The organism is Desertivirga arenae, assembly GCF_017355785.1.
Classification (GTDB): Bacteria; Bacteroidota; Bacteroidia; order Sphingobacteriales; family Sphingobacteriaceae; genus Desertivirga; species Desertivirga arenae.
Window position 1 is genome coordinate 121,570 of the sequence record NZ_JAFEWE010000014.1, and the last position, 21,186, is coordinate 142,755.

The following is a 21,186-nucleotide window of genomic DNA, read 5'->3' on the forward strand; positions in this document are numbered from 1 at the left end:
GTTAAATAAAGATAAAATATAATCACAATTATACCTACTTATCCATACTACATTAGGGTGTAGAAGCGGCAAAAGAGGGGGCAATTAAGACAACAGCACCTCCTCCGCGCCATCCCCTGATACCTGCCCAAAACGCCTTTGTTGAACCTTATCATACTCCTTCACATAGTCAGGGTGTTCCGTCCCGCATATCCTGTCCCAGGTACGGAAATAAAGACCGTAATTGCCTTTAAACTTGCTATGGTGGAGATTATGATGAACAGAGGAATTGAACACTTCGAAAAAGAAAGAATACCTGAAAGACCTCGGCATAATTTCATATCCCAGAAGTCCATATACATTAATTATAAATCCGAGTAGGATAAATAAGAAAATCGCAAGAGGATGCATTGGCAGAACAAATGCCAGAACAATTAGTACACCGCCCTCTGTAAGCGACTCAAGAATATGAAAAGAATAAGAGGCCCAGGGAGAAGGATTAGTTGATCTATGGTGAACAACATGAGCAATACGAAATATCTTTTTGTGATGCAGCAGCCTGTGCATCCAGTAGAAATAGGTGTCGTGAATGATCAGGCTTAATATAACGCTTATGGGTAACCACCAAAGTGGGTAAGCATCCAGGTCATGATAGATCAGCGTAGCTTTTGTAATAGGTGAAAACATCACCGCCACCCCGATCAAAGAAAATATAAAAGCTGAAACAAGGGAATTTTTTACCTCCAAAATAAAATCCTCCGCCTTTGCCTTACGAGACTGGATCTTATTGGCGACAAACTTCAAACTTAATAAGCGGTAGAATAAGAAAAATGAGATCCCTGCAATAAAAAAATACCTAACCAGTGTAAAACCAAAAGCTTTGGCTGTTTCTAAAATTAAATCCTTCATCACAATATCTTTGCTTTCACAAAAATAGATAGCAGGATAAATTCAATCACTTAACTTTTGTTAATTTCGTCGTTCGGCTATTCTTTTTCTAATGCGACTCAGGGACTGAGGAGTGATCCCCAATATAGTTGCAATATACTTATCAAGAACTCTGTTGTTCAGGTCTGGCTTTTCTTTGATCAGTTTCACATACCGCTCCTCAGGCGTTAGCAAGATAAAATCATCCACCCTATCCATTGCTTGTGCCAGCATTGAAATAAGGAAGAAGTTCCGCCCTTCAGCAAATTGTGGGTTAGCGTCTAAAAACTCCATCAGTACATCGAAATCAACCTCTAGTAAAGTTGAATTCTCCAGAGCTTCATAATTGTAAGGAGATGTCTGATTAAAAAAAATACTATGTCTTGATGCAAAAAACTGATCCTCCCAGTAAACCTGAAGAGTAACTTCCTCCCCATTCTCTTTAAATGTAAATACCCTGATAAGGCCCCTCTTCAGGTAACATAACTTTTTATGTAAGCTTCCTTCCTTAATATAGATTTCTCCCGGAGATACCTCCCGAACAGTAGCAAGATTAAATAATGATTCCAGGTCGCTGAGCTGAAGCTTCTCAAATGCCGAGAGATAAAACTTTATCTTTTCTTCATCAATCATACGTTCCGCAACATTCGCGGTTAAAATATGTTTCAAAAGCGCATTTGGAGTTATCACAACAGGTTTTTATCATTCCTCTCAAGATCATACTCATAAAACGCTACATCATCACCATTTCATTGTCCCTGTCAATTGTTATCTTTGTGCTCTAAGTTTTTATTGCAGATGAGTAAGAAAATCCTTGCGTTAGATGATGACCCGGATATTTTGGAGATCTATTCTATAACATTAGGTGCAGAAGGGTATGAAGTAAAAACACTCCTATCACCCGATAACCTCGCTGGTGCTATCGTTAGTTTCTCACCAGATCTATTATTACTTGATATCAAGATCGGTTCTTTTAACGGACTTGAAATGTGCAAAGTGCTTAAACAAAGTTCTATTACCGCAGATATTCCTATTGTTATTGTTTCAGGTTTAGACTGTATCCATAAAGCTATTGAGGAATACGCTGCTGATGCAGTAATATCCAAGCCTTTTGATCTGGTGACTTTAGTTAATACTGTAGATCGCTTTCTGCTTGCCAAAGTTATCCCTTTAGGAAGAGCTCTATAAGGTTGTATTGGCTAGGCGCTTCGAAATTATAGTTCCAATAGAGCAGGTAATACACCTATTTCAAAAAAGCATAATTCAGGAAGACTAAGCCGCCAGAACCTTCAACAGTAAAGGTTTTACTTTCTGCTAGCCCCTGAACGCCATTTAAGCTGATATCAACTTTATTTTCCCCTTTCTTTAAAGGAATACGAACATAATAAATTTCAGAAGGAAGGGTTTGCCAGTTACGGGTGTCGGCCTTTTCAGAAGCTGCAGCATAAATATCAATCAAAGAAGATAACCCTTCCCTAAGCTCCTTATTCTTTGCCCCTTCTTTACCTTTCACAAGATATTGGGCCGCTTTCTTAACAGCCAGACGACTAAGCGTGGCCGACATTTCTTTCGCAAACCGTTGTTTCTGTATAGCTTGAGCTAGCCCTGTAATGTCTTCAACTTTCTCCGCATTCATGGTGTCCAAAACACCAGAAACCCTTACAGAATGACAAACCAGCGGACGGGCAACAAATTTAGGAAAAGCAACGTGCAAGGTATTCAAATTACCTACGTTACTATCGTCACTAAAAGACATCGACCCATCAAAAGGAATTTCATTCCCCCCGGCATCCACAAAATAAAATCCTGAGAGACCTTTGGTAAGCGAAAAGAAAAAGTCCTGCTGCTCTTTTACCGGAGCCATTCCATTTTCAAAAAACACCACCAACTCGCCTCCATCTGCAGGCTTTGCTGGCTGGTACTTCATCTTAAACAGACGCTCAAAACGCATCACTTCATCGGTAAAACCATTTTGGTAGGCTGTCCGCAATACATCCTTTTTCAGTTGAAGCGGTAGTTCGACGCCGTAATATTTCTGACTACTGGTATCATTTAAATAAAGTTCCGCAGAATTGCGGTAGGCAATAAATGCATTATTTACATCCCCCGATCTCTCGTAAATCAGTCCCTGCAACATTAACGAGAAAGCGTCCTTTGAATAGCGCTTGTCCTTATTTCCAGCATTATCACCAATCTGCTGATTTTGCAAAGTAATCCTGCGTGCTTCAACTATGGCCTCATCAGGCTGGTTAAGGTATAAGTAATTCAGAGCTTTATAATAATGGATCATAATGCCCTCAAAAGCCTCGGCTTTGTATTGCTGCATCATCGGGTTCATCAGCAATCCAACAACTACATCAGCAGGTTTTCGCCCCTGCTCTTCAATTAATCGGTCAGCCTCATTGAAAAAATAGTTGCTGGTATCGTAGGCACCTTGTAAATGTGCCACACGCCCCTTCTCCAACAAATATAAAAGACTGTTCCTGCCGGCCTTTAATAACTTATTCGCCTCCAGTTCCTTATCTGCTTTCGAATAATTGCCTTGGGTTATGCTGGAATAATATGTTTGGATTCGACTATTATAGGTAGCACAGGAGCAAAGCAACAGCACCATCAGCGCTAAAATGGATAAACCTTTTCTTCTTCTAAAAAGCATGATAAAAAAAGGAGCGGGAAGCTCCTTAAGAATGTTGAATTTAATTTTTTACGTATTTGGTGATCTTCTTATCTCCTATCCAAACTACCTCATTGGTTTCAATATTAGTCAACTCCATATTCACCTGGTAAGCAACCACCTTTTGTTTTTTGTGAGCGTCAACGATCGAATTTATGGAACCCTGAAGGATATAATCAGCACCTTTTTCCAAGCCGAATTTTTTCATGGTAGAGGCCGATGAATTTGTCTGCTGATCAGCCTTCTCGCCCCTTAGTTCCTCACGCTTTTTACCGCCCTGTACCAAGCCTACTTTTTGAGTAAAAATGAAGCTTCGTTCAACATCTTTGGTAAATGTTTCAGCATCAATATGTTCATGCGATTTGTTTTGAAAGAGCCCAACGATCACTACTGGTTTCTTTCCACTTTTCTCCTGCAAATGATTAGTTAGCCAGTCGGCAGTTAGAATACTGCCAGTCATTTCTTCAGCTACCAGCCGGGAATCGGTATTATTCCAGTTTCCACTGATGTCCACCGTAGTATTATTATCTATCCGGGTCACTTTACGTCCGCAGGAAACCATAAAGAAGAAAGCCATAGCGATGGCACAAAAGCTAAATTTATTGAGCTTCATATACATGTATAAATTGAATGTGTGTATAAACGGATGAAAGTATTACCAGTTGTAATAACGGAAAGGCCGAGCGCGACCTGGGAAGTTACGGTAATAAGAACCTGAATTTCTCCAATAAGGCGAATAAAAAGAATCAGACCAGTAGTTATTGTACAATAAAGGCCGGTTCATATTCTCCTGATGCCTCCATTCACGACGCTGTGAACGACGAGCCAAACGAGCTTCATAAAAATCGTAAGCTTTGTAAGTCTGCTGAGTGGTTGTACCAAGGGTTTTGGTTAACGAATCAGCTATAGGAGTGTACTTTTGAAGACTTTCTTTATATCGTGGATTCTGGTCAGCAACTAAATTTGACGTAGTTTGTGCCCGGCTGTTCAGGGCCAGAGCAACGAATACTATTAAGGTATAAACTGCCGCTTTCATTCTGATATGATTTATTAAGTAAATATAAGACGATTAGTTGAGTTAATTTGTTACAGCACTGTGTTATTTTATTTAAATCACTTTATTTCTCCCTATGCATCCTGCCAGAAATCTAAAAGAATGACCCATTTGCTTGTCCCCCATTCTCTCTCCTCAAAAAACCGAATAATCTCAAATCCTGTTTATGGTAGCATTATTGCTATTTACAATTCATGATCTTTTCAAGTGAGACCTACCAGTTCTTAGAAGCAGCGCCGCCTTGTTTGATATTAGAAGCAAATTCTCCTGTGTATACTATTTTATTCGCAAACCAGGAATATTATAAGGCAACGGGCACTTCTGAATCAGATCTAATTGGGACACCATTATTTAAAGCATTCCCTAAAAACCCCAACGATACAGAAAACGATCCCGTTGAAGCCCTGAGAAAAAGTCTGGAGGAGTGCCTTTGCAGTAAAAGAAAAAGCCACCTGCCCACCCAGCGTTATGACATTCCTATCAGGGGTACAAACAACTTCGAGCTAAAATACTGGGAAGCGTCTAATACGCCGATCCTTGATAGTAAGGGAGAGGTAAAATATATTAATCATACTGTAGTAGATATAACAGGTGCCTTCGACCTTGCCAAAAAAGAACGGATAAGCTTTGAGGTGGCAGAAATGAAGCGAATATCGCTATATCGACTACTAATGGAGGCACCCGCAATTATTTGTGTTTATCAGGGGCCTGACTTTATATTCGACTTCGTTAATCCTGGCTTTCAACAGCTTTTTCCCGAAAGAGAACTGCTGGGAAAGACCTTCGCAGAAGCTTTGCCCGAATTAGTAGACCAGGGTTTTATGGAGGTGATGAGGGGTGTATATCAAACGGGCCAGAGCTTTGAAGGTAAGGAGCTACCCGTTTCGCTACCTGAGCCTGATACCATGAGCTTTACGCAGCATTACTTCGATCTTGTTATACAAGCCCGTTATGCCGATTCTGGAAAAATTGACGGCATTAGATTTTATGCTCACCATGTTACAGACCGGGTAAAGTCGCGGCGACTGGTGGAAAAAAGTGAAGAGCGATTAAAGAGCATGCTGAACAGTCTTGCACAGATCACCTGGACCACCAATCAGAAAGGTGAAATTCAGTTCTTAAATAAGAAATGGATGGATTATACCGGGTCCAATCATTCAGACAGTGAGGGATTAAGCTGGTCGGATATCATACATCCTGACGATTATAAGGATGCCTCTAAATCCTTAGGTAATCTCCTTTCCGAACATAAGGCAGGCGAGTTCAAATGTCGCTTGCGAAGGTACGATGGTGCCTACCGATGGCATCTGAATACACTAAAACCTCTTGACTTTGTAGAAGATGAGGAGGAAACCTGGATCGGGACCGCTACCGATATCGAGATGATCATGAAGATGCAGAAACAAAAAGATGAATTTGTAAGCACTGTCAGTCACGAATTAAAAACCCCCGTTACGTCCTTAAAGGCTTACACCCAACTCTTGCATCGCGAGATCCTTAAAAATGAAAACTGTGGCAATAAGAGCTATGTGCAGCGCATGGAGGCTCAGATCAACCGCTTGGAAATCCTTATCCGCGATCTGCTTGACGTCTCCCGCATCGAGTCTGGAAAACTGGAATTTAAGGAAGAAACTTTTGACATAAGTGAACTGATAACCACAATAGTACGCGATCTTCAATTAGTCTCTCCTTCACATCAGTTGATCGTTCAGGAAAATCCTCATCTCATGGTAAATGCAGATAAAAACAGGATAAGTCAGGTAATTATCAACCTTGTTACCAATGCGGTTCGGTATTCTCCCGGAGGTAAGAAGGTCAATATTTCCCTTAGCAGGGAAAACAATCAATTAGTTGTCAGCATTGAAGATTTTGGAATTGGGATTCCTAATGATCAGAAACCTTTTATCTTCAATAGGTTCCATCAGGCCGAAAGAAGTAACGCAGGCGCAGGTTTGAATTTAGGACTAGGTCTCTACATCTGTAAAGAGATCATTGACAGGGCGGGAGGAAAAATATGGTTCCACTCAGTTCCTAATGAAGGCAGTATATTCTATTTCAGCTTGCCGCTGTCTTCTTAGAAAAAATCCCTCCGTTAATTAAACGGAGGGATCTAACTTTTACTGATTTATTTTTACCAGCTTCATACCGAGCTGCTTTTGTTTTTTCAGGTAATCCACCATCATAATGTATCCAGGTTTTGCAGGATACAAATAAGGCGAATCCTTAAATGGAATGTTAAGCTCATCAACGGTCACCATTTGTTTATCGGTAAGGATAATATTCCCAACAACATTCTTAGCTTTTTCACCCCTGTCCTTATCGTAGTCAACATAAACAGCGTTAAACGTTTTCTTATTCGCGCTGCTGGAGAAGAACTGATAGTCAAAGTCGCCATACATTTTCAAAAAGCGACCAATTACACCCACACCATAAAGGTCCGTACCATACGGTAGTGTTATATTGGATTTATTTTTATTGAACTGAAGTACCTCATGTAGTGATAGATCTGGGTTTACTACAAAAAGAAGCATATTACCCACTACTCCCTTCATTATGTTTGTTGAACTGCCACCTCCCAGCGCAATACTGGCAGCCATAGAGGCTACGCCAACAGCACTTACATTTTTCTTAAACTGCTCTACCAGGATATAGGTTTTTCCATTATCCATTCGCGCTATCTTGTGTGTATAGTTATTGTAAGAGCCATCGATAACGGTCGCACCGGCAGCTTTTCTGATATCAGTATCCCAGGAAAAGAATTTCTTGGCCTTCTCCTTACCATCCAGGCCAAAACGTTTAGTATAAAAGCCTAAGCTTTTGCCTGCACCTGCCCTACCCCCTTTTGCATAATAATCACCAACAGTTATAATCTCGTTATTCTGCTCGTCTATGCTCATTCCGGTAATAGACAATACTTCGTTATCCTGGCTCTCCACTGGTATTTCAAACAGCTTTTTCCCATTTTCAGTATCGATCAGCATCAGGAAAGACTCATACTTCGTAGAAAAAGCACCCGAACGTCTAAATAGTGAAACCAGTAAATATTTACTGCTAGCCTCCATTGGGATAATGGATTCATAGTCCTTAGAATCTCCACTCTCAATCTTCCATTTGCTTTGCGCCTTATTGTCAAACATTTCCAGTTGCCAGCCTTTTCCCATACCATTTGCGCCATTTTTCACAAAGCCTTTTCCAGGTATAGACATGATATTAATAGAGGTACTAAAGCCACCTGCTCCGTCCTGAACATATTTCAGACTCTCGCGCATGGTCGTGTTGTCTCTTTTACTAACATCCGTAATTACCTGACTGCCAAGCTTAGTCAAATCGCTCGCATACGTTTCAATTTCGAAGGTCTTCTCTTTAAAATTATAGAAAAGAAATCCAAGGGCGTTATCATTGAAAACGTTGTTCACCAACATATAATCGTCCTTTGGTTTTACCAGATTGATCTCTTTAACCATTTTCAGGTTTTCATCATAGATCTTCAATCCATAATTGGAGTTTTTCCGGTCGGCCTTATCTCCCTTGTAGAACAAAGAATAACCCTTCACTTCATTGTTATTGATGATAGGATTGATGCCATTTCTCGAAATTGATTCGAAACCTTCGAGGGTTTGAGTTTGTGAAAAAGCTGAGGTACCTGCCAGAAGCAAAGCCACCAGCAACGAGTTTTTGTTTAACATGATTATTAGGTTTTATTTATTTTTTTGATTTGATATAATTAAAAGATTTCAGAAGGCCTATGAAACGACCTGAAGGATACAACTTCCTATATTCAGATGTCAGGATACCAGCCGCCTGACTATTATTATCGATATGAGCACGGGAAAAGGATGCCATCAAGGAGAACTCATCTTTCGCCTTTGATTCCCCATAGCGTTTGTCAAAGCTCTCTTTTAGCTTTTTAAAATCTGATAGGCTCAGGGCATTCAGGAATTCAACAAAGTTATTTACATCTTTAGGGTTGTGATCACTGCTATTGGAAACTGCTTCCGAATACTTGTGACCCTGCATGTACGACTTTAATTGCAGCAGACTAAGGATAGCTATTGATTTTAAATAAGGGCTTTCATTATCCGGATCTAAGCCGCATAGGGCAGTGTACAAGGACTTGTCAAAGTATTCATTGTCGAACATGGCTTGAGCAGCCTCATACTGAGCAAGAATTTTAACTTTCTTAAAACCGGGATCATTGCTGACCAGAAGCTCAGCAGTGGTATCCCGCCCCGTTTCAAGTAAGAGATTTCTTACGGCGGCCATCCTTACTTTACAATCCGGGTGCGTCTTCAAACTATCCGGAGTGTCAACAACCTCCGCTTTTACATTAAAAATTGATTTTGCTGAAGTATTTTCAGGAGTCCTCTTCCAATTTTCAATGCAGGAAAAAAACTCCGCTTGCTTTTCAAAAACACTACTTGAAGCAAGTGGGTCAAGGTCAAATATTTTCAAAGCATTGTAAGCCTCAGCAGGATCATAGCCAGCTCTTTTAAGGATATAGAAAGCCATGGAATCCGCAGCACTTTCGTCTTTTCTTCGATGGTAAAGGTTATTGCTGGAGACCTTCATCAGTAAAGCTTTCACCCGCTTATTCGTATTATAGCCGTTCTTAATGATCTTAGAATATTCCGCTTGCAGATCCTTATCGTACAGACTTCCCAGGTAATTGCTAATGTTCTTCTGCACATGGTTCATAATGCCGTGGGCCAGTTCGTGAGCAATTACAAAAGCCAGTTGATCTTCATTTCTCAACGAAGCTATAAGTCCCGCATTAATAAATACAGTCCCATCTCCTGTTGCAAAGGCATTATCAATATAACTTCGGGTAACAATCAGGCGGCTGTTTTTAGCCAAAGGTTCTGTTGCCTGTAAGCGACGAAAAGTCTTTTGCAGGAATGGATCCAGAACAGTATCAAGCAAAGCAGTATATTTAACTAGGTCAGCTACCTCCTCTACTGCATTTTCCTTTAAGGCATTAAAGTGCTTCCGGTAATCCCCTTTTATTTTTAATGGCATACTATAAGAAGCATCCACCGAGCCAGACACCGTTTTTGCAAGCGCATTAACCTGAGTAGAGTCTTTTAAAAAGAAGGGGTAATAAGAACTAACCTGAGCATGAGAAGGAATGGAGTAAAAAACAGCAATAAGAAAACCACCTAAAGCGCGGCATAAAATTGAGAAAGACATCAGGTATTAAATGATAAAGCTACGTAATGGCATCAAAGAACCTTTCAGCTCAGTTGATAGTCGCTTTTACGGATAATACCTTAACAGGTTACAAGTAAATTTGAATTAAGTTACCTTAATCAAGGATCACCTACCGATTAACTGTAAGGTCTGACGGTCTTTACGCCCAGCAAAAAACTTAGCAAGAACTTCCTCAAAAACCTCATCTGCGCCTGGTACAGAAGAAAATAAAGTCATTGAAGAATGAAGTTTCATATCATCTGGTGTACCCAGTATCTGTGTAGGGTTTTGTTCCTGAAGCTTCAGTAATTCCCGGCTGATCTCAATAAGCCTCACTCCTAACACAGGATGCTGAAGGTAAGCTTCCGCCTCTTTTAAGTCCTTTATGCCGTATCGTTTAGCCATTGACGAGTACCCTAGTCCGACCATTTGCGGGAATATATACCACATCCAGTGACTACGTTTACGACCTTCCTTAATCTCCCTCAAGGCTATGTCGTAATCTTCCTCTTGTGCTTCTAAAAACCGATTCAGATCATTTCTTTCCATGCTGCTTTAACTAGTGATGTCTAAAAGTTGTTTGCAATGGTAAGGGCGTCTTATTACTGCCGCGTCCCTCTTTTTTTATTGATCTTTTTCCTTAAAAAGCATTCCACTTCTAATAATTCCAGGTCTGCGTATGCCAAATCTAACAAGGCAACAACCTGCTCACTTCTATCGAAGATTTCTATCTGAATATATTCGGCCCCCTTAAACTTTCTTTTAACTACCTTGAAGGCTGAAAGCTGATCCCAGAGAAGATTCTGATTATTCTTCCGAATAAATAGGCCTTTATCATCAAGTATATACATCGGCCTGCGGTCTAGAAAGTTATAGGCAGTTGGAACTAGAAATACACAAAACAACGTTAAAATAAATTCTCTCTCTATCCAGGAATTTGGTACATCTGAAGGGGCTAGAAATACTATTCCTATAAGTATAAATAGGATAAGAAGCGTCAGGCCGTATTTCATCCTGCTTTTATATATGATAAGCTCTGCGCTCATATTGTCTTGCATGTTATCAAACACAGCTACGCTGGAACTGGCCTGGGGTGAAACAAGTGTATTTCAGAAAGTAGTTTGAAAAGTGGCTCTGGTCATAAAAGCCTGCCATGTAAGCTGAAGCTACCAAAGAATGCCCTTCTGCTAAATACTTCTTAGCTGCTTCAATTCTTACAATGTTTAAATATTCATTCGGAGTTACTCCTTTATGCCGCTTGAAAACCCGGATCAGCTGAAATTTGTTTAACCTAAAGCGATCTGAAAGTTCATCCAATTTTAGTTTGTCCTGATAGTGCTCGTCAAGATAATTCTGTATAAACTCAACCTGGTCAACTAATGATGGGCGTTCCCCCTTCCCTTTAACAGTGCTGAAAGTGTTGAAGATACTAGAAAGAGTTTCGTTAAAGATTAAAGCAGTTTGAGGGTCCGGATTCCCGGAAGTAAGCAATTGGTGAAGGTTAAGAAATTTATGATAAGTCTCAGAATTGTCGGTAATAGGAACATCAAAAGTCAACTCACCTTTTCTTACGATCATTCCTTCTTTTTGCAACCAGGAGATATACTCCGGACTGATGTAGACCATCCGGTGAGACCATGGAGAGTGGGGAATTTGCTTGTGCGCATGTATTTCCCGCGGATTTAAAAACATTAAAGAGGCTGGTGGGATAAGGTAGTTGCTCCTTTCCACTTGCATCGTCTGAAGACCTTTTGTGGCAACACCTATGGCATAGCCCTCATGAAAATGCTTTGGGGCATCCATTTGGATACCATCTGATCTCACGAGCTCCAAACTATCAAATGCTTTAAGTTTCCAGGTTTCAAACATCTCCCAAAATAGATTCGGCTAATTTAACACCCTTCTATCTTATTTTTCTTCTTCTGTTAAAAGTTCTGTTAGTACCTTTTCTCCTTTATTTAAATAAAAGGCAATAAACTTCAATGCTTGTTCTTTAGATGCATTGTCAAAGCGCATTACAACCGCCCCTGCTGGTTCGTAAAAGGCATCACCTTTTTTCAAATGCTGTTCTGCCTCCCCTTTTACCTGGTATATTAAATTCCCCTCGGCTATATACCCTATTACCGGACATGGATGTTTATGAAGTGGCGCTTGCTGCCCTGGCTGCATTACTATTTCTTTTGCATCCACTTTATTGACCTTTCGGGCCTGAAACATAACCGTCAATAAGTCTTTACGTTGAACCGTTGTCTGGGCTTGTGAAGAGAGTTTAAATAATAAGAGTATAAGCAGATAAAATAGCTTTTTCATTTCCTGAATTTTTCCAAATATACTCCTGGTGCTTTTTCCAATCTTGGAAAATATTGCGCATTGAATCGGTTGTCGAACCAAAGCCTATAAATTATTTTAATAGTGTGATCCCCGAATAATAGGCTCCCGAGATGCGTTTCTAAAGAAGAACATTTCAAAACCGCCATGCATTTGAAAAACTTCGTTTGGCCTAAAGATATTACCTTTAGCATTTAGTTTTGAATTACTTAAATCTATACGTGGTGCCAAATAAGGTTCAATAGCGGCCTGAAAGCGTTTTTTACTGCTAGTGCTAAACCTTTTCTCAAATAGCATAGACTCCCTTACAAATAATAAAACAGGTTTATTTTCGATAAAGCAATAGCTGTTAGGAAAAACGCCATCCAGATCCAGATTGTCAAAGCTATGGAAGTCTTTATTCATATAACATAGGAAGAGAATGCTATCCCTCAAGTATCGGACGTCTTCAGGGATATCAAAATCAACAATTAAAACGATGTACCCGCTTCTTTTGAATAAAGAATCTGCTTGCAGTTCTGATTTAATAAAAGCCCTAACCTGAGATTCAAGTTTCTTATTTACTAAAGGCCGGTAAGATATATTTGGCAGATCATCATCAGATAGAGTAACAGGTTGACTTTGGGATCTACTAAAAATCAGTATTAGCAGCACCACTAGTATTAAAGCTTTTTTCATAATTGAAGAATACGTTAAGTTAAACAATGCATTTGTTATTTCACATTCCCCTTGATGCATAATATTCTAATATTTCATATTAACTTTATCCTATGGCTTATATAATGGTGGATATAGAGAGTGATGGCCCCATACCTGGTGATTATTCGATGATTTCTTTTGGAGCAGTATTAGTGAATGAAGGTTTAAACACTACTTTTTACGGTAAGCTTAAGCCTATTTCCGATAAGTATGATCCAGAAGCTCTAGCTGTATCCGGACATACCCGGGAGGAGGTTTTAGCGTTTGAAGATCCTGCAACAGTAATGAACAACTTTGCAGAGTGGAAAAAAAACAATTGTAAGGATAGACCGATCTTTATCAGTGATAATAACGGCTTCGACTGGATGTTCATCTGCTGGTATTTCCACCACTTCACCGGCCACAATCCCTTCGGCTTTAGTTCTCAAAATCTTGGAAGCTTATACAAGGGATTGATCAATGATACATTCAAAACCTTTAAGCATTTACGGAAAACAAAGCATACGCATAATCCTGTAGACGATGCGAAAGGAAATGCTGAAGCTTTACTTTACATGAAGAAGGAATTAGGCTTAAAGATCAAACTTTAAAGGTTAACTAAAGCCTTCTACTATAACAATCTTTCCTCTATCTTAGCAACACCACCTTTCTGGTGTATAGCTCTTTGTATTCCTGCTTGCCATCTGGAGATAGAAAAGAACGTGATATCCATTCTAAAATTTCCTCATCCTTGCTGGTAAACTTTTTGAGCGCTCTTTGTACAACTAAATCAGGTAATTGAAGTGCTTTACCAAGCTGGATAAAATCGTGCCTTTTTAGTTCTTTATCCTTACCATTTAGCTTCAGGCCAACATCCTGTTTATCCTTTTTGTTGATGATGGCAGAATTTATCAGATCATACGCCGGTGAGAGTATGATCTCCTTATCCTGATGCAGTACAGAAAAATTCTTAAGGTGCATATCATTATTGCCCGTAATAAAACAGAATAACAGCAATTCAAAGTAACGTTGCAGATCTAATCCCCTATTACTACAATATTGCCTGATTAGTCGTCCAACATGCTCGTAAGAACTGCTGTACTTCTGCTCCGTCTGAAAACCCGCAAGCTGACAGAAGTCCTCCATATGAATTTTCCTCTGACCTTCTCTATCGAACCTTTTTGCGAGGTATACCAAATTTCCGTCTGAAGCTCTTAACAAGCAGTGCCGGCAAGTGGATACTCTGAAAACCGAGGCCAGGTGCATCGTTAAATCTTCATTCTCGGGCATTTGAGAGAACGAGCTATGTTGAGGTTTCAATATAAAATTTCCCCAAAGCCCAACAATCGTAAGGCGGTTATCTTGTCCATCTCGGACAAGGGACATTGAAAGCTTTGGCTGAACCCCGGTTACGGCGATGCGCTGATTAACGGTTTGTTCTGCAAGGCTTTTAAGAAGCGATTGGTCAAGTTTAAGTTCAGGTAATTTACTAGTGCCAAATACCTTTTTGCAGCAAGGCGGATGATATAAACCTCCATCTGGAACAGGTTGGTAACAAAAATAACAATTAGCCATTTTCAATCTCCTCCTCCACAGGTATCACGGTTACGGCACCAATCGTATCCCTACAAAGAGTAATTAATAATTCGAAGCGGTCTGTTGTGCGTATGCGGTAATAATCTTTGGCCAGGTTCAACAACCAGCCTTCCGGAATCAAGCCATCAAAAAAAGCGAATAACGTGTTGCTGTACTGTGGGTATGGTGACAAAGGGAGGGTCAGACTAACCGGCCGCGGTTTTTCGCCAGCAAGATATTCTTCATCATAAATGAAAGTATATCCCCTGTCTGTTTTTAACAAGTATCCAGCCAGCTCTTTTTCATAATAAATTTTAGCCTTGTTCGTCATCGATTTGTTCCTTATCAACTACCCCTACCTGCTTACCAAAAAGCTGCAGAACCTGATTAACCTTATCTAATCTAACAGTTTCCTTTCCCTGCTCTAGTTCTCTTACAAAACGCAATCCTACCCCCGACCGGTACGCAAGATCTTCCTGAGTTAGCTTTAGTTGTTTTCGCTTATTCTTTAGATACGATGCTATCGAAATCATTTAGTATACCCTAACAGGTATAAATATACTACTTTTAGTGTAATTATACCCTTTCAGGTATAAAATTTATGGAAGGTGACTAAATTATACCCCTACGGGTATAATTATCATTTTTATAAATTACATTTCTAAGGCTTTGAATGCTCATCTTCGGGTATTAGGCAGACATGTTCAAGTAAGAGATTATTTATAGTAGACACTGTCTGTTACCACTAAAATTTTTCTACACTATTGCCGTTTATATATCCATTAAGGGTAGCGTTCTGGCTGCTTTGCCGTTTCGAAACCTACACCCCTTAATTTAATTTATCTTTTCTGTTCCGCCGGCGCTGTCTGGCCTCAATATTGTTTAATTTATTTATATGAAAAGCGTGATTTTATCCCTTTTTGCCTGCCTGTTGATGACGGTCACCTTACAGGCACAACAGAACAAGAATCAGTTGGATATACAACTGAACAAGAATGTCTTACAGCCTGGTGATTCATTAATTGTAAAAGTAGATTATAAAGATAATACCGGTAGGCTAATTAATCAGTCCCTAGCTACGGTGGAGCTGATTATTCAAAATGAACAAGGACTGCGTACCAACCTCCGCTGGCCAATGATCAACGGACAAGCTTCAGGTGCTATATTCCTGCCAGATTCGCTAGCGAGAGGAAAATACACGCTGCTGGCGGGACTACAGCAACGCTTCTTCGAAGTGAGAGGTAAACTACAAGACGCAAAGAAAATCGGCAAGATACAAGCCATGCTCCTCACAAAGACAGGCGAGTGGGACTACCAGGAAGTTCCCGTTTCACAGAACGGTACCTTTTCCATTAATAACTGGTTATTTGAAGACAATGCACTAATGGCCTTTTCAGATCCGGGAAACTCTAACCGGCCGCTCAACATCCGTATTAGTACTCAACTCGATTCCACTTATAAGCCGCTAGCAGTGGCAGGCCAGTCATTTTATCTCGGCAAGCCTTCAGCAACTGTGCGTTCGAGCCTTGATCAGCCTGTTAAAATTACCGAAGCTAGTTTCGCTGGACCTAGGATTGAACTCCAGGCAGTGGTAGTAAAAAGTACCGTCAAAAGTCCCGCTCAGCAGTTTAATGAAGAATATGCCAGCGGATTATTCAAGTCTGGTAACGAACGCCTAATCAGTATTATGGATGATCCTAATGCACTAGGTTTCTCAGATATTTTCAGTTACCTGCAAGGTAGAGTTGCCGGCCTGCAAATATCACCAGGAGGTTTCTATGGAGGGGGCGCAAGATGGCGGGGTTCTCCTGTAACGTTTTTTCTAAATGAAATGCGAGTGTCTGCACAAGATATCGCTAATATACCCGTACCAGATATCGCCATTGTGAAAGCCTATCCCCCACCATTCTTTGGTGCTCCAGGTGGTGGCGGTGGCCTTGCAATTTATACCCGTCGCGGAGGCGAGTCTAATTACCTTCCTGCTAACCGGCAAGTATTTAAAGTCAGAGGGTATACACCAGCTGAAACAAGATTAGACATGGACAAGCTGAACATGTAGAAAAAATTAGAGTGCCTCTCCTGTAATATCAATCCAAATTGCAGGGAGGCATTTTATACCTTTACCATTTAATACTAATGTCATTATAAGAAGCCATTTTTTAATCTTTGTATTATTACTTCAGTGGACTAGGCTGAAAGGTCATTAATCGAGCTACCATTATCCATATCCCTATTTGATTTACCTTTCCTTGCCATATAAACCTGAGCTATAAAATAAATAGCACCTGGATAGACAGTAAGTAGAGGCACCCAGTTTCCTTTCCGATTCTCCAAAAAAATGAACGGAATAATCACCATTACAAATCCGGCAATTCTTGCTAAAATCAAACCTGTTTTAGTTTCATAGATCGAAGGACTTCTGGTGATTTGATGGTGAAAGGTTTGATTACGATTCTCAACTTCTGATTTAAAAGCAGTAATAAATTTAACAAAATCATCTTTATCGTTGCTTTTGTTATGCCAGAATTTATAGGTTCTGCCATCTGATAATTTTAATTTAAATTGATCAAAGTTTCTATCCGGTTCAAACTTGTATTCGCTGATCTCCTCCCATTTGATGTCTAAATGATGTTTCCGGTGAAAGATAAATTGATTATGCCAATGGATTACAATTCCTTCTTCAGTCATTGTCCATTCCGTTTTAGCTCTTGCCGTTCTTCGTGTCGCAAAATAACCAGCTGCAAAGGCTAATATTGGCAATGACATGGATACTACCGCATTTCCTTTTGTGGGGAGAAACACTACTCCTGGCACAAATATGCACCCAAGCAGTATGATGTAGGTCAGAAATTGTACTGTTAGGGATGTTATTATGATGTTAAAGGTTCTCATCGATCTAGTTTTCGGTTTTTCCCTTCCTCTGTATGTTTTATTTTTTCCAATTAAATGCCTCCTACGAGCGTCCTGTTACGATTGAACCGTCATCATTAATAAATTCAAACTCATAATCCTGACTAATTACCTCACCTCCTGCAGCTAAGAACCTTCCTATTGGCCCCCGCCAATCCTCTATATCCTCAGACTTATTGCTATCCCAGCGGATAAAACCATAGAGTGAATTCCCTTCAGTCCTGTCAAGAACAACTCCATATTTTCCATTTAGCCAAACTTTAGTAAGGGGAAAAAATATCTGCCCCCTTTTCCATTTATTACTAATCCTAAATATATTCCTGCCAAGATCTTTACCCTTATCTCCCACCACACAGTCCCACTCCCTGCCAGGCGTAAACCAATTCCAAATTGTTGTAAAGTCCGGAATATTTGCACCCTCAAGGTCCCCTAATTCTTCTATGAATACATCCCTGAACTCTGCAGGTATGCTTTCCTCTGCTTCGGCTGTTACTTCTATCAAAAGTTCTTCAGCTCGCCGTAAATCTTTAAACAGTTCAAATAACTCCCATTTCCTCCAGTAATCTGACTTAGATAGTCGATGGGGAGTTCGTTCGTGAAACAGCCTAAAGAACATAGCTTTATAAAGGTTATTTGTAGTCAAGGTCTACTAATCAGTTTCATATTGTGGTTCATGATACTTGAATCCCTATAAATTTAAGCACCGATTAGCTAAGATCAACCCGTGACTGATCTATTTAATCGATTTCAACAGCTCCGTAAATATAAATTCATTGGTTTCCATTGCGGAGTCCATTCTAGGAATAATCAAATCAGATTTAATAGCTGAAACAACAATATTGTAGCCCACAAGAGCATCGTACTCATCATAGAAAAGAGCTGTCCAATCCTTACACTCACCCATAGGCTTCATCATAACCCCGTTAGAATAATATTTTAAAGGCAGGTTGAAAGTAGCAGTAGAAACCGATTTGCTTTTATACTTCATTCCAAGCTTACATACAAGAGCGGAATAGCGAAGTGCTCCTTTAACACGTTCTTTGATTTGATTCAAGTTTTCTGATGTCTTCGGTTTTACCCGCCATTGATTAAACTGTGGCTGGGTATAAGAAAGAGCGACTTCAGTTCCCTCCTGCGTTCGTTTGAAAACGAGGATTTGGTCAAGACTAATCACAGAATACTTCTTCTGCGTTTTCTTGAAAGTACAATAGAGTTTATCATCTTCAATTTTCTCTATTTTAAAGAAAGGAACGTCCTTCCCCTCAATAGTTAGAGATAAAGTAGAATCTTTGGGATCTACATGCCAGTTACCTGAGAAATAACTACCGGTCTCTGCTCCAACGATACCAGTACACTTCTTTTCATTCACAAAGTACAAATAATTGGAGGCAAAAATACGCGAGGATACCCCGTCAAATACTTTGACCGTTAAGTCATCATTGTTTTCAAACGCATGTTCTGCCTTGGATTCAGACTTATAAAAATCCCACTTTCCCTGTAACTGATTTTCAATAGAAGGCTTACAGCCGATAAAACACAGCGCTGCAATTGCGATAAAGGTTGGTCTCATACTCATCAAAATTAATTCGATTGGAATTAAGACCTCAAATTTATATAAAATGCAACTTCCAGCATTGGAAATACAAATTTTTTTATTAAGCAAGTCTAGATTCAGTTCAATAAGTTGTTCTAGCACCCTATAAGTTAAAAACGAATTGAGAACCTACAATCCACGCCATTTCATTAACTTAGCCACTGGTTCGCAGTATTTAGAATAAGGAAGTTTCTAACTATCAACACTTCAATCCGATTACTTATCAAGCAGGATTTTGTAGAGACAGAATTTTAACTGATCAATTCTGACCTTTCAATAAAACAATTAATAAAAATGAAAATAAAACTTTTAAATCTTATCACCGCGATGGTAATCGCGTTACAATCTATTGCTCAATCCGGCACATCAGAAAACGGTTTGTTGTGGGAAATAAGCGGTAAAGGACTACAAGAAAGCTCTTATCTCTACGGAACTTACCACCTGATGGGGAAAAGCTTCACGGACACTTTACCTGGTTTGATGAAGGCATTTCAACACTCTAAGCTCATTGTCGGAGAAGTTGTTATTGAGGACGAAATGGCAATGGCTCAAAAAATGATGCCTTATATGACCTTACAGGGGAAGGGTTTAAACGAAATACTTTCGCCTTCAGAGTTTTCAGAGGTGGACGCTGTAATGACGGCAAAGACAGGCGCACCGCTAACTGTTTACAACGCCTTTAAGCCCACAACCGTACAAATCCTCCTTGTGGCAAAAATTGCTCCTGGGAATATAAGTCCTGACAATCCTGGATTAGATATATTTTTTCAAAAGGAAGGCGCAAAGAATGGCAAAAAGGTAGCTGGCCTCGAGACAATCGAAAAGCAGTCGGCATTATTGCTCAATACACCTATTGAGAAACAAAAGGAAGACCTTTTAAAAACGGTACGCGAAAATGAGCGTTACGCAAATGAATCAAAAAAACTATTTGATGCTTACAAATCAGAAAATCTTTCAGAGATAGAAAAATTAATTCGCGAAAGCCCCGACTCCAGTGCAGAACAATTAAAAACATTATTAATCGACCGGAACAAGGAATGGGTAAAGCTTTTACCCGATTTCTTAAATAAAGGAAACGTGTTTCTTGCAGTTGGCGCTGGGCATTTACCAGGAAAAGAGGGTATAATTGAGTTACTAAAAACTGCTGGGTATACCGTTAGGCCTGTGAGTTTGAAATAGGCGACTTAATTGCAACGATTATGGATTGGGGGATCGTATTTATGAATCCCCAGTCTTTGAATCCCTAGGCCAGGAGAATAACTCTACCAGAACAACGAATGCCAACAATACCACCACTAAGTTTCAGGAAACAAGGCAGCCAGTAGCAAAGCTTTCTAGTGTTTTAATCTAAATAACAAACGGAAAAATTGATTGATGAAAGAACATCATTTTTGAAAACAAATGTGAAAAGGTTTCCTTGTTCAATGTCTGAAAATTGAACAAGATCAGGAATATTATGTAGCTTGTACTGCTCGCCGAAAAGCCGCTTTCCCAAACCTACTTTTAAGTTTCCTTCCAGAGTAAGGTCAGACGTATGGAGGTTGATTGAAACCGGAAAAATATTGTTCCCATTGTCGTAAAACTTGAAATTATCTGTTCCCTTATAAAACGAAAGATAATAGTGTTTCCGTTCCTTTAAACCAGGATTACTATCAGCGATCCTTGATAACTTATTTCTACTATATGCCTTACGCAATTTGTGGTACTGAAATGCATTAGTAAGAACTCTATGGACAAAATTGTCATCATACACGATAAGCTTTTGAGCCTCACGTTTTATCTCCCTTTTTGGATTTACATGCTGGCACCTACCTTTCATTATGGGAAATCGAAAACAATTAAGATAACCAGAAGAATTTTGTAAATCATAGCTCCCTATGTATTTAAGTGTTTATACCCAATTCCCGAAAAAAACTTTATTTTTTATCAAAATAAGGATAAACGGAGAGAGGATTAAGAACACTACGGTTATCCATCCTAGCAATGCAGCTTGCCTACTGTTTAAAAAGGCATCCTCCTTGAACTTTGTGTACAAGCGAAGATGTTTTTTACTATGGAAAAATAGTAAGTAGATAGAAATTGACAATCCACAAAAAATAGTCATTGTTAAATCCTTGTTGAAAAACATTTTTCTGGAATATGGTTCAACTACTATTCCTATTAGTACCTCAAAAGATAAAAACAAGCAGAAAAAAGTCAATAATAGAATTCCAAAAGTACCTAATGCACCTCCTCCACTACTACCATTAGACTTGATATTATAGTGTTTATACAAAATGT

24 protein-coding genes are annotated in these 21,186 nt (G+C 39.5%); 5 read left to right on the forward strand and 19 right to left on the reverse strand.

From position 1 onward, the window contains the following. Nucleotides 1-84 precede the first annotated feature (84 nt). Nucleotides 85-888 (reverse strand): sterol desaturase family protein, encoded by an 804-nt coding sequence (locus J4N24_RS20815; protein WP_207535659.1) that lies wholly within the window; start codon nt 886-888, stop codon nt 85-87. A gap of 60 nt (nt 889-948) precedes the next feature. Then, complete coding sequence (locus J4N24_RS20820) at nt 949-1,575, reverse strand: Crp/Fnr family transcriptional regulator (protein ID WP_207535660.1); 627 nt, start codon at nt 1,573-1,575, stop codon at nt 949-951. Between the two features lie 129 nt (nt 1,576-1,704). Between J4N24_RS20820 and J4N24_RS20825 the strand changes: the two genes are divergently transcribed. Beyond that, a complete protein-coding gene (locus J4N24_RS20825; RefSeq protein WP_207535661.1) occupies nt 1,705-2,094 on the forward strand; it encodes a response regulator in 390 nt (129 codons plus the stop codon). A gap of 55 nt (nt 2,095-2,149) precedes the next feature. Here the strand turns inward: J4N24_RS20825 and J4N24_RS20830 are convergent, their stop codons facing one another. The 3 genes from J4N24_RS20830 to J4N24_RS20840 are packed head-to-tail and all read right to left on the reverse strand — an operon-like array spanning nt 2,150 to nt 4,616. Then, a complete protein-coding gene (locus tag J4N24_RS20830; protein ID WP_207535662.1) occupies nt 2,150-3,562 on the reverse strand; it encodes a COG3014 family protein in 1,413 nt (470 codons plus the stop codon). A gap of 40 nt (nt 3,563-3,602) precedes the next feature. Beyond that, a complete protein-coding gene (locus J4N24_RS20835) occupies nt 3,603-4,193 on the reverse strand; it encodes a penicillin-binding protein activator LpoB (protein WP_207535663.1) in 591 nt (196 codons plus the stop codon). 42 nt (nt 4,194-4,235) lie between these two features. Then, nucleotides 4,236-4,616, reverse strand: coding sequence for a hypothetical protein (locus tag J4N24_RS20840; RefSeq protein WP_207535664.1), 381 nt, complete (start codon nt 4,614-4,616; stop codon nt 4,236-4,238). Nucleotides 4,617-4,828: 212 nt separating this feature from the next. Here J4N24_RS20840 and J4N24_RS20845 point away from each other — a divergent pair, with 212 nt between their 5' ends. Next, nucleotides 4,829-6,712 (forward strand): PAS domain-containing sensor histidine kinase, encoded by a 1,884-nt coding sequence (locus J4N24_RS20845; RefSeq protein WP_207535665.1) that lies wholly within the window; start codon nt 4,829-4,831, stop codon nt 6,710-6,712. Between the two features lie 39 nt (nt 6,713-6,751). Here J4N24_RS20845 and J4N24_RS20850 read toward each other — a convergent pair whose 3' ends face one another. From J4N24_RS20850 to J4N24_RS20880, 7 genes are all read right to left on the reverse strand, one after another. After that, nucleotides 6,752-8,320 (reverse strand): DUF6770 family protein, encoded by a 1,569-nt coding sequence (locus J4N24_RS20850; protein ID WP_207535666.1) that lies wholly within the window; start codon nt 8,318-8,320, stop codon nt 6,752-6,754. Nucleotides 8,321-8,336: 16 nt separating this feature from the next. Next, nucleotides 8,337-9,821, reverse strand: a complete 1,485-nt coding sequence (locus J4N24_RS20855) for a M48 family metallopeptidase (RefSeq protein ID WP_207535667.1) — start codon at nt 9,819-9,821, stop codon at nt 8,337-8,339. A 126-nt stretch (nt 9,822-9,947) separates the two neighbouring features. Beyond that, the gene (locus tag J4N24_RS20860; RefSeq protein ID WP_207535668.1) at nt 9,948-10,370 is read right to left on the reverse strand and encodes a DUF1810 domain-containing protein; all 423 of its coding nucleotides are present in this window, start codon (nt 10,368-10,370) and stop codon (nt 9,948-9,950) included. A gap of 53 nt (nt 10,371-10,423) precedes the next feature. Beyond that, on the reverse strand, nt 10,424-10,867 hold the full coding sequence (locus tag J4N24_RS20865) for a hypothetical protein (RefSeq protein WP_207535669.1): 444 nt from the start codon (nt 10,865-10,867) through the stop codon (nt 10,424-10,426). A 16-nt stretch (nt 10,868-10,883) separates the two neighbouring features. Then, nucleotides 10,884-11,690 (reverse strand): AraC family transcriptional regulator, encoded by an 807-nt coding sequence (locus J4N24_RS20870; RefSeq protein ID WP_207535670.1) that lies wholly within the window; start codon nt 11,688-11,690, stop codon nt 10,884-10,886. Nucleotides 11,691-11,729: 39 nt separating this feature from the next. Further along, complete coding sequence (locus J4N24_RS20875) at nt 11,730-12,131, reverse strand: cupin domain-containing protein (protein ID WP_207535671.1); 402 nt, start codon at nt 12,129-12,131, stop codon at nt 11,730-11,732. 96 nt (nt 12,132-12,227) lie between these two features. Continuing rightward, nucleotides 12,228-12,827 carry a hypothetical protein gene (locus tag J4N24_RS20880; protein WP_207535672.1) on the reverse strand — a complete coding sequence of 200 codons (600 nt, stop codon included), beginning with the start codon at nt 12,825-12,827 and terminating at the stop codon, nt 12,228-12,230. Between the two features lie 92 nt (nt 12,828-12,919). On the opposite strand from J4N24_RS20880, the gene J4N24_RS20885 reads away from it, so the two are divergent. Beyond that, nucleotides 12,920-13,438: a 3'-5' exonuclease family protein gene (locus tag J4N24_RS20885; protein ID WP_207535673.1), complete on the forward strand. Its 519-nt coding sequence runs from the start codon at nt 12,920-12,922 to the stop codon at nt 13,436-13,438. Between the two features lie 37 nt (nt 13,439-13,475). Here the strand turns inward: J4N24_RS20885 and J4N24_RS20890 are convergent, their stop codons facing one another. Genes J4N24_RS20890 through J4N24_RS20900 form a run of 3 tightly spaced genes read right to left on the reverse strand, consistent with a single transcriptional unit; the run spans nt 13,476 to nt 14,935 of the window. After that, complete coding sequence (locus J4N24_RS20890; protein WP_207535674.1) at nt 13,476-14,402, reverse strand: HipA domain-containing protein; 927 nt, start codon at nt 14,400-14,402, stop codon at nt 13,476-13,478. Continuing rightward, nucleotides 14,395-14,733: a HipA N-terminal domain-containing protein gene (locus tag J4N24_RS20895; protein WP_207535675.1), complete on the reverse strand. Its 339-nt coding sequence runs from the start codon at nt 14,731-14,733 to the stop codon at nt 14,395-14,397. The genes J4N24_RS20890 and J4N24_RS20895 overlap by 8 nt, the downstream gene beginning before the upstream one ends. Next, entirely contained in the window at nt 14,717-14,935 is a 219-nt protein-coding gene (locus tag J4N24_RS20900; protein WP_207535676.1) for a helix-turn-helix transcriptional regulator, read from the reverse strand. Before J4N24_RS20900 ends, J4N24_RS20895 begins: the two co-directional genes overlap by 17 nt. Before the next feature lie 362 nt (nt 14,936-15,297). Here J4N24_RS20900 and J4N24_RS20905 point away from each other — a divergent pair, with 362 nt between their 5' ends. Further along, entirely contained in the window at nt 15,298-16,461 is a 1,164-nt protein-coding gene (locus J4N24_RS20905) for a hypothetical protein (RefSeq protein WP_207535677.1), read from the forward strand. Nucleotides 16,462-16,589: 128 nt separating this feature from the next. Here the strand turns inward: J4N24_RS20905 and J4N24_RS20910 are convergent, their stop codons facing one another. The 3 genes from J4N24_RS20910 to J4N24_RS20920 all read right to left on the reverse strand — a co-directional run bounded on the left by J4N24_RS20910 (nt 16,590) and on the right by J4N24_RS20920 (nt 18,882). Further along, nucleotides 16,590-17,294: a hypothetical protein gene (locus J4N24_RS20910; RefSeq protein ID WP_207535678.1), complete on the reverse strand. Its 705-nt coding sequence runs from the start codon at nt 17,292-17,294 to the stop codon at nt 16,590-16,592. A 61-nt stretch (nt 17,295-17,355) separates the two neighbouring features. Continuing rightward, on the reverse strand, nt 17,356-17,928 hold the full coding sequence (locus tag J4N24_RS20915) for a hypothetical protein (RefSeq protein ID WP_207535679.1): 573 nt from the start codon (nt 17,926-17,928) through the stop codon (nt 17,356-17,358). A gap of 117 nt (nt 17,929-18,045) precedes the next feature. Then, a complete protein-coding gene (locus J4N24_RS20920; protein WP_207535680.1) occupies nt 18,046-18,882 on the reverse strand; it encodes a hypothetical protein in 837 nt (278 codons plus the stop codon). A gap of 318 nt (nt 18,883-19,200) precedes the next feature. Here J4N24_RS20920 and J4N24_RS20925 point away from each other — a divergent pair, with 318 nt between their 5' ends. Then, nucleotides 19,201-20,085, forward strand: a complete 885-nt coding sequence (locus tag J4N24_RS20925; protein ID WP_207535681.1) for a TraB/GumN family protein — start codon at nt 19,201-19,203, stop codon at nt 20,083-20,085. A gap of 163 nt (nt 20,086-20,248) precedes the next feature. Here the strand turns inward: J4N24_RS20925 and J4N24_RS20930 are convergent, their stop codons facing one another. After that, nucleotides 20,249-20,725 (reverse strand): hypothetical protein, encoded by a 477-nt coding sequence (locus J4N24_RS20930; protein WP_207535682.1) that lies wholly within the window; start codon nt 20,723-20,725, stop codon nt 20,249-20,251. Nucleotides 20,726-21,186 lie beyond the last annotated feature (461 nt).